Source organism: Rhizobium sp. B21/90, from assembly GCF_019355815.1.
Lineage (GTDB): Bacteria > Pseudomonadota > Alphaproteobacteria > Rhizobiales > Rhizobiaceae > Rhizobium > Rhizobium rhododendri.
Window position 1 is genome coordinate 2501674 of record NZ_CP072162.1, and the last position, 13757, is coordinate 2515430.

The 13757-nt window shown below is 59.6% G+C and carries 17 protein-coding genes and 4 tRNA genes; 12 read left to right on the forward strand and 9 right to left on the reverse strand.

The genetic code is table 11. The features are described from left to right. Positions 1-121 precede the first annotated feature (121 nt). From J5278_RS11945 to J5278_RS11960, 4 genes are all read left to right on the forward strand, one after another. Positions 122-1462: an MFS transporter gene (locus tag J5278_RS11945; RefSeq protein WP_209183064.1), complete on the forward strand. Its 1341-nt coding sequence runs from the start codon at positions 122-124 to the stop codon at positions 1460-1462. Between the two features lie 102 nt (positions 1463-1564). Beyond that, entirely contained in the window at positions 1565-3049 is a 1485-nt protein-coding gene (amyA, locus tag J5278_RS11950; protein WP_209183063.1) for an alpha-amylase, read from the forward strand. A gap of 187 nt (positions 3050-3236) precedes the next feature. After that, complete coding sequence (locus J5278_RS11955; RefSeq protein WP_209183062.1) at positions 3237-3755, forward strand: YidB family protein; 519 nt, start codon at positions 3237-3239, stop codon at positions 3753-3755. A gap of 33 nt (positions 3756-3788) precedes the next feature. Then, positions 3789-4124, forward strand: a complete 336-nt coding sequence (locus tag J5278_RS11960; protein ID WP_209183061.1) for a hypothetical protein — start codon at positions 3789-3791, stop codon at positions 4122-4124. Positions 4125-4416: 292 nt separating this feature from the next. On the opposite strand, the gene J5278_RS11965 is transcribed toward J5278_RS11960, so the two are convergent. The 5 genes from J5278_RS11965 to J5278_RS11985 all read right to left on the reverse strand — a co-directional run bounded on the left by J5278_RS11965 (position 4417) and on the right by J5278_RS11985 (position 7006). Next, positions 4417-4641 carry a hypothetical protein gene (locus J5278_RS11965; protein ID WP_111220661.1) on the reverse strand — a complete coding sequence of 75 codons (225 nt, stop codon included), beginning with the start codon at positions 4639-4641 and terminating at the stop codon, positions 4417-4419. 122 nt (positions 4642-4763) lie between these two features. Beyond that, a complete protein-coding gene (locus J5278_RS11970) occupies positions 4764-4973 on the reverse strand; it encodes a cold-shock protein (protein ID WP_111220660.1) in 210 nt (69 codons plus the stop codon). Between the two features lie 311 nt (positions 4974-5284). Further along, positions 5285-5707 (reverse strand): hypothetical protein, encoded by a 423-nt coding sequence (locus J5278_RS11975; RefSeq protein ID WP_209183060.1) that lies wholly within the window; start codon positions 5705-5707, stop codon positions 5285-5287. A 131-nt stretch (positions 5708-5838) separates the two neighbouring features. Further along, positions 5839-6615, reverse strand: a complete 777-nt coding sequence (locus J5278_RS11980) for a 3'-5' exonuclease (RefSeq protein ID WP_247749754.1) — start codon at positions 6613-6615, stop codon at positions 5839-5841. A 315-nt stretch (positions 6616-6930) separates the two neighbouring features. Continuing rightward, positions 6931-7006: transfer RNA gene (locus tag J5278_RS11985), tRNA-Trp, on the reverse strand. 432 nt (positions 7007-7438) lie between these two features. On the opposite strand from J5278_RS11985, the gene J5278_RS11990 reads away from it, so the two are divergent. Beyond that, complete coding sequence (locus J5278_RS11990) at positions 7439-7987, forward strand: histidine phosphatase family protein (protein ID WP_247749753.1); 549 nt, start codon at positions 7439-7441, stop codon at positions 7985-7987. A gap of 99 nt (positions 7988-8086) precedes the next feature. Here the strand turns inward: J5278_RS11990 and tuf are convergent, their stop codons facing one another. The 3 genes from tuf to J5278_RS12005 all read right to left on the reverse strand — a co-directional run bounded on the left by tuf (position 8087) and on the right by J5278_RS12005 (position 9697). Further along, positions 8087-9262, reverse strand: coding sequence for an elongation factor Tu (gene tuf / locus J5278_RS11995; RefSeq protein ID WP_142822264.1), 1176 nt, complete (start codon positions 9260-9262; stop codon positions 8087-8089). Between the two features lie 253 nt (positions 9263-9515). Then, positions 9516-9589, reverse strand: a tRNA-Gly gene (locus J5278_RS12000). Between the two features lie 23 nt (positions 9590-9612). After that, positions 9613-9697: transfer RNA gene (locus J5278_RS12005), tRNA-Tyr, on the reverse strand. Between the two features lie 211 nt (positions 9698-9908). Here J5278_RS12005 and J5278_RS12010 point away from each other — a divergent pair. The 3 genes from J5278_RS12010 to J5278_RS12020 all read left to right on the forward strand — a co-directional run bounded on the left by J5278_RS12010 (position 9909) and on the right by J5278_RS12020 (position 11985). Continuing rightward, complete coding sequence (locus J5278_RS12010) at positions 9909-10817, forward strand: RNA methyltransferase (RefSeq protein WP_209183598.1); 909 nt, start codon at positions 9909-9911, stop codon at positions 10815-10817. A gap of 38 nt (positions 10818-10855) precedes the next feature. Then, on the forward strand, positions 10856-11548 hold the full coding sequence (locus tag J5278_RS12015) for an AprI/Inh family metalloprotease inhibitor (protein ID WP_209183597.1): 693 nt from the start codon (positions 10856-10858) through the stop codon (positions 11546-11548). Positions 11549-11909: 361 nt separating this feature from the next. Continuing rightward, positions 11910-11985 (forward strand) — tRNA-Thr (locus J5278_RS12020). Positions 11986-12063: 78 nt separating this feature from the next. Here J5278_RS12020 and J5278_RS12025 read toward each other — a convergent pair. Beyond that, a complete protein-coding gene (locus J5278_RS12025) occupies positions 12064-12216 on the reverse strand; it encodes a hypothetical protein (RefSeq protein ID WP_209183596.1) in 153 nt (50 codons plus the stop codon). A 170-nt stretch (positions 12217-12386) separates the two neighbouring features. On the opposite strand from J5278_RS12025, the gene J5278_RS12030 reads away from it, so the two are divergent. The 4 genes from J5278_RS12030 to J5278_RS12045 all read left to right on the forward strand — a co-directional run bounded on the left by J5278_RS12030 (position 12387) and on the right by J5278_RS12045 (position 13711). Next, on the forward strand, positions 12387-12638 hold the full coding sequence (locus tag J5278_RS12030) for a hypothetical protein (RefSeq protein ID WP_209183595.1): 252 nt from the start codon (positions 12387-12389) through the stop codon (positions 12636-12638). Between the two features lie 110 nt (positions 12639-12748). Beyond that, on the forward strand, positions 12749-13003 hold the full coding sequence (locus J5278_RS12035; protein ID WP_219258275.1) for a hypothetical protein: 255 nt from the start codon (positions 12749-12751) through the stop codon (positions 13001-13003). A 234-nt stretch (positions 13004-13237) separates the two neighbouring features. Next, positions 13238-13450 (forward strand): hypothetical protein, encoded by a 213-nt coding sequence (locus J5278_RS12040; RefSeq protein ID WP_209183593.1) that lies wholly within the window; start codon positions 13238-13240, stop codon positions 13448-13450. 93 nt (positions 13451-13543) lie between these two features. Then, positions 13544-13711 (forward strand): hypothetical protein, encoded by a 168-nt coding sequence (locus J5278_RS12045; RefSeq protein ID WP_209183592.1) that lies wholly within the window; start codon positions 13544-13546, stop codon positions 13709-13711. The last annotated feature ends 46 nt before the right edge of the window (positions 13712-13757 follow it).

The following is a 13757-nucleotide window of genomic DNA, read 5'->3' on the forward strand; positions in this document are numbered from 1 at the left end:
ATTCGTAGAACCGAATGATGCGCTGGCGTGAAAAGCAGAGATATTGTTCAATATGGTGCGCAACCAATTTTGCCCGCCTGCGTTGCGGCTTGATATCGGACTGCAAGAGCGAGGGACGACGATGAGCCAAGATCATGCCAACCCCAAGTCATCGACATTGGAGGAAGACGCCCGCGACCTCCATCGCGGCGAGACGAGCGCTCCGGCAAATGTCTCCATCGGCGTCATCATCGGGCGAACGTCGGAGTTCTTCGACTTCTTTGTCTACGGCATCGCCTCGGTTCTGGTATTTCCCCGCCTGATGTTCCCCTTCATCGACGGCGAGACGAACAGGATCCTCTGCTCGTTCGCCGTCTTTTCGCTCGCCTTCATCGCCCGCCCGTTCGGATCGCTCATCTTCATGTGGGTGGACAGGAACTATGGTCGCGGCACCAAGCTCACCATTGCTCTATTCCTGCTTGGCGGATCGACGGCAGCTGTTGCCTTCCTGCCAAGCTACGATGAGATCGGCATGCCGGTCATCGTCATGCTTGCGGCGTTCCGCATTATCCAGGGGATCGCACTCGGCGGAGCATGGGACGGCCTGGCTTCGCTCTCCGCATTGAACGCACCGGCAGACCAGCGGGGATGGTACGCTATGATCCCGCAACTCGGCGCGCCCATCGGCTTTGCTCTTGCCGCCGTCCTCTTCGCCTATTTCGTCGGTAACCTGTCTGACGATGACTTCCTGTCATGGGGATGGCGCTATCCGCTGTTTGTCGCCTTCGCCATCAACGTCGTCGCCTTGTTTGCGCGTCTTCGCATAGTTGCGACGCCGGCCTTCGAGCAGGCGCTGCTGGAACGCGAATTGCAGCCGCGTCTGGTTCTGGAGACGATCCGCACGCAAGGACGCGAGATCCTGATCGGATCTTTCGTGCCACTCGCGGCTTTTGCGACCATCTACCTCGTCACCATCTTTCCGCTGAGCTGGAGCGTGGCCACCGACAGGCGCGGTGCTGCCGATATGCTGCTCTGGCAGGTCGGCGCATCGGTGTTTGCCGTCGTCGGCATCATTCTCTCCGGCTTGCTGGCCGACCGGATCGGCCGGCCGCGCGAGCTGCTGCTGGGAGCGCTGCTAATCGCGATATTTGCCTTTGCAGCACCCTTCCTGCTGACACTCGGGCAGGCCGGCCAGAATGTCTTCCTGCTCATCGGTTTCTTCGTGCTTGGCATTTCCTTCGGCCAATCGTCTGGCGCCGTTGCGACCCGATTTGCACCGCAGTTTCGCTACACGGCCTCGGCATTCACCTCCGATATAGCCTGGCTCCTGGGCGCTGCATTTGCGCCCCTGATCGTGCTCGCGCTGGCGACCCATGTCGGCATATGGGCAATCGGCGCCTACCTGCTGTCGGGTGCCGTCTGCACCGCGTTGGCGCTGTCACTGACCGGTGATCGCAAGAATGTCGAGACGGTTCCTCGCTGAGGGCGCATCCCGCACGGGGCATGCGTGTTGTATCGGCAGGACGCGGAACAGATCTGAAGACCGACCGTTATGGGCACGTCGATTCATGAGGAATAAATAGACATGGCCGGTCGCACCTTGATGCAGTTCTTTCACTGGTATTATCCGGATGGAGGCCGGCTCTGGAACGAGGTGGCTGAAAAGGCCGAAAGTCTTGCCAATATCGGCATTACCGACGTCTGGTTGCCGCCAGCCTACAAGGGCTCCGCCGGCGGATATTCCGTCGGGTACGATACCTACGATCTGTTCGATCTCGGAGAGTTCGAGCAAAAAGGCACCGTCGCCACAAAATACGGTGACCGGGCAGCCCTCGAACATGCAGCTGCCAGCCTGAAAGCCAAAGGTGTCGGCGTCATTCTCGACGTCGTCCTGAACCACAAGATGGGCGCCGACGAAAAGGAAAGCGTCAAGGTACGCCGCGTCAATGCGGAAGACAGGACGCAGATCGACGACGAGGCATTCCAGGCTCTGGCCTACACGCGGTTCACCTTCCCCGGCCGCAATGGAGAGCACTCCAAGTTCATCTGGGATATGAAGTGCTTCAGCGGCGTCGATGTCATCGAGGAGCCCGACGAAAAAGGCATCTTCCGGCTCGTCAACGACTATGGCGACGGCGAATGGAACGATCAGGTCGACGAAGAAAATGGCAACTTCGACTACCTGATGGGTGCCAATGTCGAATTTCGCAACAACGCCGTCTACGAGGAGCTGAAATACTGGGGCCGCTGGGTCTCCGAGCAGCTACCGCTCGACGGGTTCCGCCTGGATGCGGCGAAGCACATTCCGGCCTGGTTCTTCCGGGACTGGGTCGGGCACATGAGGGAGACGGCCGGCCGCGACCTCTTCGTCGTCGCCGAATACTGGCACCCGGACATGGAAGTCCTGAAGAGCTATCTCGAGCTAGTCGATCACCAACTGCAGGTGTTCGACGTGGCACTCCACCACCGCTTCCACGAAGCGTCGAAGCAGGGCGGCGATTTCGACATGCGAACGATCTTCGATGGATCGCTGGTGTCGGCCCTTCCCCAGCACGCCGTCACTCTTGTCGACAACCACGATACACAGCCGCTGCAATCACTCGAGGCGGCCGTCGAGCCGTGGTTCAAGCCGCTCGCCTACGCGCTCATCCTGCTTCGTGAGCAGGGAACACCATGCGTCTTCTATCCGGATCTCTACGGCGCGAGCTACACGGATGACAAGGACGGCGATGAGCGGTCTGTCGACATGCCGGCGATCGAATGCCTGCCGCGACTGGTGGAAGCCAGGAAGCGCTTTGCCAACGGTGGCCAGACCGACCTGTTCGACGATCCCAACTGCATCGGCTTTGTGCGCCACGGTACCGCCGATGCGCCGGGCTGCGTGGTGGTCCTCTCGAATGGCGAGGCCGGCGAAAAGACTGTGGAGCTCGGCACCGGTCATGCCGGCGGCGTGTTCGTGGATTTCCTTGGCCACCGAGACGACAGGATAGAAGTCGGCGAGGACGGAAAGGGCCAGTTTCCGACGCACGGCGGAAACGTCAGTGTCTGGGTCCGGGAGGACAGGCTTTAGAGCAGCGACGGCAGGACGCGAACTGCGTGTAAAGGCGTGCGCAATGAAATGTTCTGACCGCTCCTCTCAGGGATACAACCGAGATGCCCGTTGCCGCACTAGAGATTGCGGCGACGGCGCAGCTGGCAGGCGGAACAATCCGACGTCGCCGGCATTCTTCACTACGATCAATATTGGGAGATGAATGATGAACCTTGGCCCCATGAAAGCACTCCTCGGTGTCCTCGCTGTCGCAGGATATCAGCATCGTGACCAGATTGCGGAGGTGCTGCGCAACCTCACCAAGAGCGGACAGGCTCCCTCGCCCCAGCAGCCCGGCACGCAACAAAGCGAGGATCAGGCCGGCGGGCTCGGTGGCTTGCTCGGCAGTCTGACGCAAGGCGGCCTTGGAGGCTTGCTCGGCGGTGGATCTGCGGGCGGCATCCTCAGCGGTGGGCTTGGCGGATTGCTGGAGCAATTCCAGCAGAACGGTCACGGCGATGCTGCAAACTCATGGGTATCGCCCGGCGATAACGCGCCGATCGATAACCAGCAGCTGTCGCAGGCGCTCGGACCGGATGTCATCAAGGAACTGACTGAAAAGACGGGATTGAGCGAGCAGGAACTGCTGAGCCGCCTGTCACAGGATCTCCCCAAGGCTGTCAATGACCTGACGCCAGACGGCAAGGTACCAGACGAAAAGAGCTTTGCTCAGCTCCTGCAATAAGTGCGGGAGTTTTTACAATCCAGGAGGAATATCATGCCGAACGATCCTATCTCGCCAGCCGTCGCGTCCCTGCTCAAGGAGCAGAATGTCCAGCGCGTGCTCGGCAAGGATTCTCTCGAACAGGGACTTGAAGACACGTTTCCGGCGTCCGACCCGGTCTCGCAGTCCATCAGCGGGATCCCTCAGGGACGGGCGGATTCGCGCGAGGCCGAAAGGGTCCGCGACTGGAAGGACGAACCAAGCAGCGTTGCAACCGGTTTCAGCTTCAACCGTATCCTTGACGATGTGAAGACCACAGTCACTGACAATCCATTGACGGCGGTCTCGATCGTCGCGGCATTGGCGTTTATCTGGGGCGCCACCCGCTAGTCGGAGCCACCGACCGACTACAATCAGTCAGCCTTATCGGCGCCGGTATCTGTCAATTCAGATATCGGCGTTTGCTTGTGATCACACCGATTTTCAGAGCGGTAGAACAGATTTCAATGAAATGCTGAGTGAAGCTTTTGTCAGCGATTGAGTGTTGCAGCTGACGGGATCGCGGCAACTATCGTCACAGCGAAACTGCCGCGCTCGCAACGCATTCCGTCTCACGCAAAAAGGCTGCGACGGTTTCGCAGCCTCTAGATAACGTTGACGGCAGATTGCTATACTGGGGAGCTCAGGCTTTCGCAGAGCGCTTCTGAAGCCTTGCTGCGGTCGCGGCAATCATATCGCGGCGATCCTTGGCGAGACGGGCTTCGCGCAAGCGCGCGGTCTTGGATTCGCGGTCGGCGACCATGGCGTCGAGTTCTTCAGCGGCTTGGCCGCGCGCATAGAAATGGGTCTGCGTCCCTGCGAACGCGATTTCGGCTTCTTCGCGGGATTTCGATGTTTCATTTGCCATGACGGGGTCCTATCGCAATATTAGAAAAACGTGAAAAAGGCCGGGAAAACCCGGCCTTAAAGAGATTTCTTTCGTCGCAGTGCCAGTACATCCGTGGTCAAGGCGAAGAAGAAAGCTTTAAATTATGCAGCCTGGAGGTTGCAAGCAGACATCTTGCCCGACTTGTTGTCGCGCTCGAGGTCGTAGCTGACCTTCTGGCCTTCAACGATTTCGCGCATACCAGCACGCTCTACAGCGGAGATATGGACGAAAGCATCGTCGCCGCCGTTGTCAGGCTGGATGAAGCCGAAGCCCTTAGTGGAATTGAACCATTTTACTGTGCCTGTGGTCATGATGATGAACCCTTTTCAAAGCATTTTTAGAATACCGCAATGCCAGAAGCACTGCAGGCGGTGATAACGATGTATTTTGAAAGGGAAGTTCGTCAGGCGCGGTGCTAATCGCGCGGCAACCAAAGTTCAGCAAGCAAAAGATCGATGAAGTCTAGATAGGCGTAACCACCGGGGATGTCAACGTCAAAGAGTAATAATTAACGTTTTATGTCTGCATGGGCGACCACTGTAGGTGAAAGCCCCTAGCCCGAGGCGCGCCCGCACTACGATTTCAAACGGGATCGCAGTGCGGGAAATCGCTGCAATTAATTTTAGCGCTTGGCGTTCCTTGCCTTGATCTGGGAGATGATCAGTGGTGCTGCAATCGAGAGAATGCCGCCGAGGGGAAGCATGCGCAAAATCCTGGTGCCGACAAATGTGGCGACCGAGGCGCCAGCCAGCTTTGCCCAAGGGTAGGAACCGAGCTGAGCATGCGCGCTGGCATCCGCCCATTCCGCTCCCGACTTGACCACGGATACCGCTTGCTGCCGCGTGCGGGCCACCCTCGCCTTTATGCCGGCCACCGTCTCCTGCAGATCGGCAACCTCGTCCCTGAGCGCCTGCAGGCGAGCCTGGCGGTCGATGCGGGGAGCATCGAGCAGCGCTGGGCCGCCATCCATCGCCCGGGCTTCCATCTCGGCCAAATGCGACTCCAGCTTGTCTTTGGCGCCGGCGGTTTTGGTAATCGGATCCATGGTCGTTGCCTTTCGGTTTAATCTAAAGCCTAACAACGCAATTCCCGCGAAAAAGATGCATGCGCCCGAAGAAAGCTTGTCCAGCCCATTTGCGGCGGTTCCGCTCCTTGAATCATCACCGTCTCCGTACGTCAAAACAGCCTTCCCTGCCCTATTGGAGGAACAATAGGCAGAGGACCTGTCCCTTCCCTGCGGCGCAATTCGGTTTCGGCGCTGAAGCGGATATCGACATCGCGGTCTTTGGCAAATTCCCGCAGCGCTTCCGGGCTCAGACGGTCCCAGCCCTTGCCGCGGTCGGGTCCTGAGCGAACCCGAGGCAAAAGCCCTGGCTCCACGCTCCAGGCAAGAAGCTGCTCAAGCGGGGCTGCGTTCAACAGGTCGCGCAAATGGTGAGCGGTAACATAGGCATCGGGTGTCGCCCGATGGGCTGGCAGGCCGAGCTCGCGGACAAGGCCCTCCGACATCCTCTGGTAGCGCAGCATCTGGTTCGAGAAGCTCGCGAGGTGGGGCCAGACGCGGAGAGCGCATTTCCAGGTGCATATCCATGCTGCGCCGCCGCTATGGCGCGGTGTGCAGTAGCGCTGCTCGAAAGACGCACGGTGGGCCGCCAAGGCCAGCACGCCGCCCTCCGGCCTCAGCACACGCCCGGCGACATCCCTCCACAATGGCGCGTCCGAGACGTCCTCGTCGATGATATGATGGATTGCCATCGTCGCGGCTGAGATCGGGCGGCCGGGATTGACCATCAGGCCGCCGCGCTCTTCTCCAACATGCCAGAGACCATCCGCCCCGAGCCTTACATCCTGCCAGCCGATCTCGCAGACATCATTGGGGCCGTTGCCGCCGGTTTCGAGATCTATGACCCGAATACGGGAACCGGCAGTTGGCAAGGCATAGTCCGTTTTCAATCCAATTTTCCTGACGGTTATGAGTTGATGACACGGATGCGCCACAGCGGCGGTCTTGGCTCCAAGATGAGAATACAGCCTCACCCCCTACGCATCGATGGAAATGCAGATTGGGCGTGGACCGTCGCGGTCAATGCCTGACGCGGATACTGACGAGCAGATGTGGATCGATCGAATAGCGATCAAGATGCCCACGGAATATTTGCGCCGCCGGATGCTGGCGGCAGTGTCGAGATCGAGATGTCAGGGTAATGTGCCGATGCTGGTCCGGAATTTGCCAGACACTATTAAGGGTCGATATGATTTTGGAAAATATGGCAGGGGCAGCAGGGCTCGAACCTACGACCTGCGGTTTTGGAGACCGCCGCTCTACCAACTGAGCTATACCCCTAGAGGCTTTTTCCGGGCACTGCCAGCATATCGCCGGATGCCCTTCGGAAGCATGGCGCTCCCTTTACGGCGCGCGGCATAAATTGGCAAGTCCGATTTTGGATTTTTCCGTCACCACGACGCCTTGCCGTGGGACGTCAAGGAGCGACGCCAGCTACGCCTCCTGTGGAAGCGAGAAACTTGCCGGATATTTTTCAGACGCGCGGTACGAGATGCAAGCGATAGCAGCCGCATACAGAGCTGAGTGCGATCAGGATTGAGCCCCCTGCTTCGTGGCAGGACAAGTCGGCGGCGCATGCGATTCGCATTCGCGCTGTTGAGCGGCATGATGAGCTTCGCGCCTTCGCTCCAATGTCGCCCTTGACAGCGGCCGGACTACCTCGCCAATAACCTCTAATGATTTATCTCGTCAGACACGGCCAGACCGAATTCAATGCTGCAGGCCGCTGGCAGGCCAGGTCGATTCCGGCCTCACCGCGCCGGCAGACAGCAGGCCGAGCGTGTCGGCGCGACGCTTCGGGGTCTTATCGATCCCGACAGCACGGCCATCTTCTCAAGCCCGCTCGGGCGCGCCGCAGACACGGCCGCCATCATCGCAGGCGCCGCCGGCTTTGGTGACGAGATCGTATTCGATCCGCGCCTGATGGAAATCGGCATGGGCTGCTGGGACGGACTGACAACATACGAAATCGAGATGGAATGGCCAGGTGCCCTCGACGGGCTCAGCCGTTTCGAATGGTTCTTCCACTCGCCCGACGGAGAGCGCTTCGCGGGCTTTGCGGAACGCCTGCTGGAGGCGCTTGCGGAAGTCAAACGCCACCCGGCCGCGAACAAGATCATCGTCTCGCACGGCGTCGCCGGACGCGTCATCCGGGGAATCTACGCTGACCTGGAGCAGGCGGATGCGCTGGGCCTGGATGTGCCCCAGGACGCGATATTCGCGCTGGACGGCGGCATCGTCACCCGGATCGACTGCCAGTAACCGTCTCTGGCTTCCTCATGAACGTCCAGCAAACTCCAGACGTGAAAAGGCCCCGCTGTCGCCAGCGAGGCCTTGTTCAATTCGATAGACCGGTCGTTATTACTCGACGATCGAGGCTACGATGCCGGCGCCGACGGTACGGCCGCCTTCGCGGATAGCGAAGCGCAGCTTTTCTTCCATGGCGATCGGCACGATCAGTTCGACAGCAACGGTGACGTTGTCGCCAGGCATGACCATTTCCGTGCCTTCCGGCAGGGAGACGATGCCGGTCACGTCCGTCGTGCGGAAGTAGAACTGCGGACGATAGTTGGTGAAGAACGGAGTATGACGACCGCCTTCTTCCTTCGTCAGGATGTAGGCTTCAGCCATGAACTTCTTGTGTGGCTTGACCGAACCTGGCTTGCAGAGAATCTGGCCACGCTCGACGCCGTCACGGGTGACGCCGCGGATCAGCGCGCCGATGTTGTCGCCAGCCTGGCCCTGATCGAGCAGCTTGCGGAACATTTCAACGCCGGTAACCGTCGTCTTGGTCGTTGCACGGATGCCAACGATTTCGACTTCTTCGCCGACCTTGACGATGCCGCGCTCGACGCGACCGGTAACAACCGTACCACGGCCGGAGATCGAGAACACGTCTTCGATCGGCAGCAGGAACGGCAGGTTGATCGGACGCTCAGGCGTCGGGATGTAGGAGTCGACGGCTTCCATCAGCGCGCGGATGGCGTCTTCGCCGATCTTCTTGTCCGAATCTTCGAGAGCGGCCAGAGCCGAACCCTTGATGATCGGGATATCGTCGCCCGGGAAGTCATAGGACGACAGAAGTTCGCGCACTTCGAGCTCAACGAGTTCGAGCAGCTCTTCGTCGTCGACCTGGTCGACCTTGTTCAGGAACACGACGATGGCGGGAACGCCAACCTGACGGGCAAGCAGGATGTGCTCGCGGGTCTGGGGCATCGGGCCGTCGGCAGCCGAGCAAACCAGGATCGCGCCGTCCATCTGGGCAGCACCGGTGATCATGTTCTTGACGTAGTCGGCGTGGCCGGGGCAGTCGACGTGTGCATAGTGACGGGCAGGCGTTTCGTATTCGACGTGAGCCGTCGAGATCGTGATGCCGCGGGCCTTTTCTTCCGGGGCAGCGTCGATCTGGTCGTAACGCTTGTATTCGCCGAAATACTTGGTGATCGCTGCCGTCAGAGACGTCTTGCCGTGGTCAACGTGGCCAATCGTGCCGATGTTAACGTGCGGCTTGTTGCGCTCAAACTTACTCTTTGCCATTTGAATGCTTCCTGATGAACGTAGGATTGGTGACCCCGGCGAACCGGTTTAGTGCCGCCGTTTAAGGCTTTCGATGCGGGAGCGCAAGACTTAATTGCACAGCCGGATTTTCGCCCGCGACCGGCGATTGTCGCGCGCCGCCAGCTACACAGCAGTGCGTTTGACGGAATGCAGCGGATGTTCCGGACAGGGCGATAAGCGCTTGTCGGTTCAACTCGTTAGATGGGAATTGTGATTTAGATTTCCAAGGCCCTGGAGCGGGTAGCGGGAATCGAACCCGCATATTCAGCTTGGAAGGCTGCTGCTCTACCACTGAGCTATACCCGCGGGTGCAAGATCCAATGACGGAATGGTGGAGGGAGTTGGATTTGAACCAACGTAGGCTGAGCCAACGGATTTACAGTCCGTCCCCTTTAACCACTCGGGCATCCCTCCAGATTCCATCCGGATCTTGGCGACCAAGTCTGTCAGACCCGACGTTGCCGCCGTGACTGCGCCGCGTATATGACCGCCCGGCTCCGGTCTGTCAACACGAGGAATGTGCAAAAATGACGAAATTATTTCCTCTCCAACGGAAAGGCCCGCGATCAAAGCAAGACATGAAAGAAGGACTATGCGCTTATCGCAGCGCTGGGTATAAAGCCGCATGAGCAAAGATAAAGCCCCCGGCCCTACCGGCCCAGAAACCACGTCCGGCGATCATTCGCAAAAGGATACCCATTACGCCACGCTGCGCCGCGCCCATCGCGATGCCAAGCGTGAACGCGGTGAAATTCCAACGCCCCAGCCGCAGAAGCGCAAACGCGCCGGCGGCGACGACTGGAAGCCTGCGCCGATCGCCCCCGATCTCGTCCAGCTCTACGGGCTGCACACCGTGCGCGCTGCACTCGACAATCCCGAACGCAAGTTGCTGAAGCTTTCGGTTACCCAGAACGCGCTGGTGCGCCTCGATATCGGCCCCGTCGACCAGTTGCCCTACCCCGTCGAGATGATCACGCCGCAGGACCTCGACAAGATCCTCGGCCCGGATGCCATCCATCAGGGCGTCATGCTGGAAACCCGGCCGCTGCCTGTGCGTAAGCTCTCGGCGCTGACAGACAGTCCGCTGCTGCTGGTGCTGGATCAGGTCACCGATCCGCACAATGTCGGCGCCGTCATGCGCTCCGCCGTTGCCTTCGCCGCCGGTGCCGTCATCACCACAATGCGCCACAGCCCGACCGAATCGGGCGTCCTTGCCAAATCCGCATCCGGTGCGCTCGAGCTTATTCCCTATATCCAGGTGACGAACCTTTCCGACACGCTTGGCGAACTGCACAAACTCGGCTTCACGACGATAGGCCTTGATTCGGACGGGCCGGCACCGCTCGAGGGCACGTTCTCCGGCGACAAGGTTGCGCTGGTGTTGGGCGCCGAGGGTAAGGGCCTGCGGCAGAAGACGCGCGAGACAGTCAATGTGCTCGCACGCCTCGACATGCCGGGCGCCATCAAGTCGCTCAACGTCTCCAATGCCGCCGCCATCGCGCTCTATGCGGCGCGGTCCTACCTGAAACCCTGATCGGCAGGCCCGACGGTCTGCAGCCGATGGAGAATGCCGTGCGCCCTATCCTTGCCCTGGCGGTCTGTGCCGCTTCACTGCTGACATTTGCCAGCGCAGTCGAGGCTGCGGATGCCGACCAGTTGAAGGCCCAGGCCGGCAACTGGCTGGCAGCGCCGCAGAACGGCAGCAAGGGATGCCTGCTGACATTCGCTACCACGCCTGCTGCCGGCGGCTACGCGCTTGCCGGCGCCGAAGCCTGCGCAACGGCGGCACCGGCACTTTCCAAGGCGACGGCATGGACGCTTTCCGAGGACGGCACGCTGTCGATCGTCGATGCCGCCCACAAGACGCTGGTCAACTTCATCCAGGACGAGGGATCACCCTGGGAAACCGAGGACGGCGAACCGATGTGGCTGCTGCCCGCGCTGGGTACCATCGATCATGTCCCGACAATCGAAAGCATCGCCGGCAACTGGGCTATCCAGAAACCGGAGGGAACACAGCCTATCTGCGCGCTCAAGCTGACGGGCGACAAGGACGGCGACGGCACAACCAAGGTGTCACCGAACGGTGACTGCGCTGCAGAGTTCAAGGATATGAAGCTGACGCTCTGGGCGCTGGAGGGCTTCGGCCTGGTACTGATGAGCGACGACGGCACGTCGATCTCCTTCGACATGAAGGCGGACGGGAGTTTCGACAAATCGCTTGAGGATGGTGGCAAGCCGCTGAAACTCGTACGCCAGCCCTGACCGCTGGGATACTCGCTGAGGCGAGGTGAAAACGGTCGCATCGCTGCGACCGGCCATTAAAGTAATGCGACGCTTAGGCCTTCTTCAAAAACTCGGTGCGCAACACCAGCCGTTTGATCTTTGCATGGAGGTATTAGATCTCGTCCGGTTCGCTCGTCAGCTGGATGCCCTCCATGTTTGAGATTGTTGATCACCGTGACATTGTCATCCTCGACAAGACTGGCTCCGCTGTAATCCACCGCGTCCATGTTCGCTATCCCCTGTGAATAGTGCGGGGGATTGGGGACAGATGCGAAAACATCAATGGCGGCAATGATTTTGACTTTACAGGCGCTGAGAATCTGCTATTTGCCCCTCTGCCGCCCTTGTAGCTCAGTTGGTAGAGCACCTGATTTGTAATCAGGGGGTCACGAGTTCGAACCTTGTCGGGGGCACCACTTTTTCTTGATATGTTCCGTAGATCCGACTTCTCCGCGTGCGACAGCATGTGGTCGGGTCTTGGGGTTGCCCAGCCCTTACGCCTGCCCCATCAGCCAGTTCTTCAGATAGATGATGCCGAAAACGGCGCAGATGAAGACAGTGATGACGATCTTCCGCTGCCAGCGGGACAGTCTGCGTGGCGCTTTTTCCGGGCGCTTCGGTTTGAATTTTACCACTTTGTCGTCCATTCCGGTACGGCCCTCCTAAGTTTGGGGGTGGATACCTATCGCGCCGGACGCGGGCGGACAACCGCGATCTTGGCACGATCTTGGCGCGATCGGCGCGATCTTGAGTGTGTCCATTGACTCGGGCTTTCCCGCATGTGAACATAAAGAGAACATTGCGGAGTACCATGTTGATGATTCGATTTGCCCCCCAGACAGCCGCCCCTTCCCCAGACCGTCAGGCGCGTGCGCTGAAGCCAGCCCTTGCCGCCGACGAAGCCGGAAACGGCGCTTTCGTGCCAACCGACGACGCAATGCTCATTCCTGACCTGGAAGATGCTGGCGGCGACACATCTGCGAAGTCGACAAAATCGCGTTTGGGGCGCAAGCAGAAGACAAAGTCGGCAGTGGCGGAAGCTGCCGTTCAGCTCGACCTGAACGCCTGACGGCCAGCAGGAATAACAATCGGCCACGGATCCCTCCTCAAAGGCGCTGCTGCGCGGAACAAGCGCGCGCTTGACGGGTTGTCAGGCAAATATTTGGGGGAACGATCGTCATGTCCAAGCCGGTAGATAACGACAACGATGCCGCTGCCGTGCCCGAAACGGCGTACCAGGGCCGGGAGCGGGCAATGTCTGGACGTGGAAAAAGCCTGTCATTCTGGGGTCTGGCGGTGGCAGTGGTCTTCGTTGTCGGTCTGGCTGCCTTCGCGATGACCCGGGAGGTTTCCCACACCAACCCCGCGCCCAACGGCGGTGCCGGCACCAGCGGTGCGGTGTCACAACCTGCACAAGCGCAGAGCAGCCAGTGAGGTTCGGGGTCTGGCCTAAGACCTTCGATCATAGTTGACGACCGTTCGTGTTTGATCAGTTCCGGCTCATCCCCAAGGCGTTGGGTGCACCTTCGGCGTTCGAAAAAACTTGCGGTTCAATTGGCTGAGCCAGGCACGTTATCTCAATTAAATGCATCGATGACCCGAATTCCAGACTCAATCTCGACACCGATGGACGGTACGATTCAGTTCATATTAACCAGGAGCGCGACTATGGGCGAAGATATGACGATCCATGAAGCAGCGGCAGATCCTTTGATCGGTCAGGTCCTAAAGGCCGATGGTGTGCCACCGGGAGCGTTTGCGCAGCTTCTGCAGAGTGCTGCCAGGCTGCGCGCGGCCGAGCTCGAACGTGCGGTTTCGACAAACGACAATGCAGCGTCTGCCGATGCCGCAGTCGATCAGCCGGAAAAGCTCCCGGATTGACACCCACGACTGTGCGCTCCGGTAATGGCTTTTTTCCATTGCCTGCCGCCTGCCGAACTGGCAGCACTATCGGGTGCAACAGCGAGGTAGGAAATGACCGACGAACCGCCGAAAAAGAAGTCCCTGGCCGGCCTTGGCCAGATGATGGAAAAGGCAGCCGCCAAGGAGAAGGCCGCTGCCAGGAAGGTTGAGAAGATCGCCAGCGATGCCGGCGCGACGCGCGGCTACGAAATAGCCTTCCGGAAAAAGTCTTCTAGCTGAGGCATTCGTTCGCCTTGAACGCCTTTTTCATGAAGCGCGTCAACCC